General features: G+C 71.5%; 3 protein-coding genes and 1 pseudogene. 2 read left to right on the top strand and 2 right to left on the bottom strand.

The window, feature by feature from the left end:
* Window positions 1–363 (bottom strand): hypothetical protein (locus VG296_RS21000; RefSeq protein ID WP_325568175.1); only part of this gene is annotated, 363 nt, incomplete at its 3' end.
* Between the two features lie 120 nt (window positions 364–483).
* Window positions 484–1044: a hypothetical protein gene (locus VG296_RS20995; RefSeq protein WP_325568173.1), complete on the bottom strand. Its 561-nt coding sequence runs from the start codon at window positions 1042–1044 to the stop codon at window positions 484–486.
* A 255-nt stretch (window positions 1045–1299) separates the two neighbouring features.
* On the opposite strand from VG296_RS20995, the pseudogene VG296_RS33265 reads away from it, so the two are divergent.
* A pseudogene (locus tag VG296_RS33265) lies at window positions 1300–1428 on the top strand (B-box zinc finger protein); the annotation flags it as partial.
* 72 nt (window positions 1429–1500) lie between these two features.
* Window positions 1501–2760, top strand: coding sequence for a Kelch repeat-containing protein (locus VG296_RS20990; RefSeq protein ID WP_325568171.1), 1260 nt, complete (start codon window positions 1501–1503; stop codon window positions 2758–2760).
* The last annotated feature ends 220 nt before the right edge of the window (window positions 2761–2980 follow it).

Here is a 2980-nt window from a genome sequence, read left to right as displayed (position 1 = left end):
ACCCGAGAGCGGCCGGTCGACGCAGAACTGGCTCCCGGGGAGCAGCAGCGAGGCCGACGGGTCCCACGAAAGGCCACCGTTCCGCGACACATAGAGGTTGCAGCCGCCTGGGTAGTGGTAGTTGCCCGCCACCAGAGCGACGGTGTTCGGGTTCTTCGGATCGACCGCGAGGCTCGGCGCCTCGAAGATCCGGCTCGGGTCGAAGCCGCCGGTCACCGACCGTGCGTTCTCCACGAACGGCGCGGCTGACGCACTCGCCGCTGCGGTGAGGAAGGCCAGACCGACAAGCACCACCGCCGCGAGACCGCCCAGCGGCGCCCCGAGTCGACGCGTGTACACCTTCCGGCCGACGCCAGATTGCATACTCCCCTCCATCACGATCCTCCTCGAGTTGGTGCGGTGATCGGCGGGACGGCCGGGAGAGCTGGTGCCCGTGCGGAGCACCAGCTGTCCTTCCGAACCGCGGCCTATGGCCAGTCTTCGCTACTTCTGCTTCTTGACGGGCGCGGGAACGGGCACCTCAGACTTGCGGCGCTGGCGGACATAGCCCGCGGCGCCGAAGCCGAACAGCGAGATGCCGAGCACGGCCAGGATGATCGTCGCCGCCAGCAGGCCGCCAGAGACGCCAGAGCTGGACGACGTGGCCACTGATGCCAGCGGGTTGGTCGCCGGCGCGCCGTTCTGCGCCCCGCCGGCGGTCGCGCCGCCGGGGCCGACCACTTGGAACGTGGCGCGCGCCGGCGTACCGAACGCGGGCTGACCCTTGATGGTCTGGGTTGCGACGACGACGTAGTCGCCGGGCAGGGCCGTCGAAGGCACCTTCGCGGTCGCGGTGAGCGCGCCGCTCGAGGAAGCGTGGATGTTAGCCAGCACCGGGCCGGTCAGGCTGTTCCAATGCAGCACCACCGGCGCGCTCGGCGTGAACGACGAGCCCGTGGCGGTGAAGGACATGCCTGGCGCACCACTCCCCGACGACAGGTCGAGCGTGGCCAGGTTGGTGCAGGCATAGGCTGCGGCCGCGGTCACCGCGGCTATGGCTGCCATCGCTGGCAGAAACCTTGTCAGCAGCCTCCGAGACATACGCCTGCCGTTGAGCTGAAGCATTTCGCGCACCTCCGAGGGTGGCGGGGTGGAGGGGTGTGACACCTAGAAACCTCCGCGTGCCGAAAGCACACAGCTGGGTCTCGCCTTCCGCGCGCAGTTCCAGTTGATTCTAACCCGCCACAGGATGTCGATGCAATATATGTCAAACACATCCAGTGAGGTCCCCGTGCGGCGAGCGGTGACTCCGTCCGGAGTATGTTTCCTGAAGCTAGCTCCCTGGGGCACCCAATCCCAGATCCGATGGCTACCGCGACACCCACATGCGAGGCGCACGGCGAGCCCACCCAGATCAGGTGCGCGAAATGCGGCCGGCCGATTTGCCCTCGATGCCTCGTCCGCACCGAGCTCGGGCTCCGGTGTGCGAGCTGCGCCCAGCCGGACCCGGCGACCGCCGGAGTGTTAGCAAGCGCGGGCAGCCGTCGCCGCAAGACGACGGCGATCGCGGGCGCCGCGGCCACGCTGGCCGCCGTCGCAGTAGCCGCCGTGCTGATCGCGACCTCAGGCGGCACCGGCACCGCCGGCGCCGGACAGCGGTCCGTGGGTAGGTGGACGAGCCTGACATCGCTTGCCACCATCCGCGGCACGCCCGACGCGATCACGCTACACGGCGGCGAGGTGCTGGTGGCGGGCGGGGGCGTCGGAGCCGTGCCCACGGCTGCCTCGGAGCTGTACGACCCGAGCACGGGACGATGGTCGGCCACCGGGAGCTTGCACCAGGCTCGCCGGGGAGCAAGGGCGGTGTTACTACACGATGGTCGGGTTCTGATCGCCGGCGGCGTCGCCGGTGGGCGCATCCTCGCGTCTGCCGAGATCTTCGACCCGATCAGCAGGCGCTGGTCGCCAACCGGCTCGATGCACGTCCCCCGTCTCGACTGCAGCCTCAATCTCCTGTCCGACGGGACGGTGCTCGCCGCGGGTGGCGCGAGCACGACGGGCGTGCCCGGCACGGCCGGCGGCCAGGCCGTTCGCATCACGAGCAGCGCCGAGCTCTACAACCCCACGACCGGGACATGGGCAAGGACGGGATCGATGGCCGTCGCGCGCTTCGAGGCGTCAGGCACCTCGCTGCCGGACGGCGCCGTGCTCATCGCCGGCGGCTTCGGAGGCCCTCCCGCGGGCGGCCAGTTTCAACCCCTCGCGAGCACCGAGATCTACGGCTCCACCCCTGGTGCCTTCGCACCCGCGGCGAGGATGTCTGAGGCGCGCGCCGACCAGGACGCGGTCGCGCTCGGCGGCCCCGTGCTCGTGACCGGCGGGCTGGGGGGCGACGGGTCCTCGGCGCTGGCATCCGCCGAGCGCTACTCGCCGACCACGGGCACCTGGTCGGAGGCTGCCCCGATGCGGCAGGCGCGCGACGCCGCGGCCGCGGCCGCACTGCCCGACGGCTACGTCCTCGTGGCCGGGGGCCAGGCCGTCGACGGAGGCACCGAGGAGCCTCTGGCCAGCGCGGAGCTCTACGACCCGTCCCGCAACCGATGGCTGCTCGCGGGCGCGATGGCGTGTCCGCGAAGCGAGCCGGCCATCGCGGCGCTGGCCGGCGGGAGCGCGCTGGTGCTCGCGGGAGACGCCACCTTCCCTGGGCACGCGCCCGTCGCTCAGGGTTGCGTGGACCGCTACGCTCCTCCCACGGCGCCTCGGAGAGCCGGCAACCAATGAGGAATCTCGCGGGAGACGGAAGCGCGGACGGCGGGCTCAGTGGCGATCGTGAGGATCGCGCTCCGGCCCCGAGCGACGGTCCCGGGGAGGGACTGAGGCGATGCTGAGCTTGGGCGGCCGGCGGCGGCGCGCGGAGGAGCGCGAGCCGGCGACGGAGGACGAGCAGGTCCAGCGGGCGCGGCTGCGAAAGCGGGTGCTGATCGCCGCCCTCACCGCGCTG

Source organism: Actinospica sp., assembly GCF_035552695.1.
Taxonomy (GTDB): domain Bacteria; phylum Actinomycetota; class Actinomycetes; order Streptomycetales; family Catenulisporaceae; genus Actinospica.
Note: the sequence above shows the minus strand (reverse complement) of the source record. Positions and strands in the feature narration are given on the sequence as shown.

Coding starts and splice junctions, on each gene's coding strand:
- VG296_RS20995 (WP_325568173.1), bottom strand. CDS start 1,044: ATGGCAGCCATAGCCGCGGTGACCGCGGCCGCAGCCTATGCCTGCACC.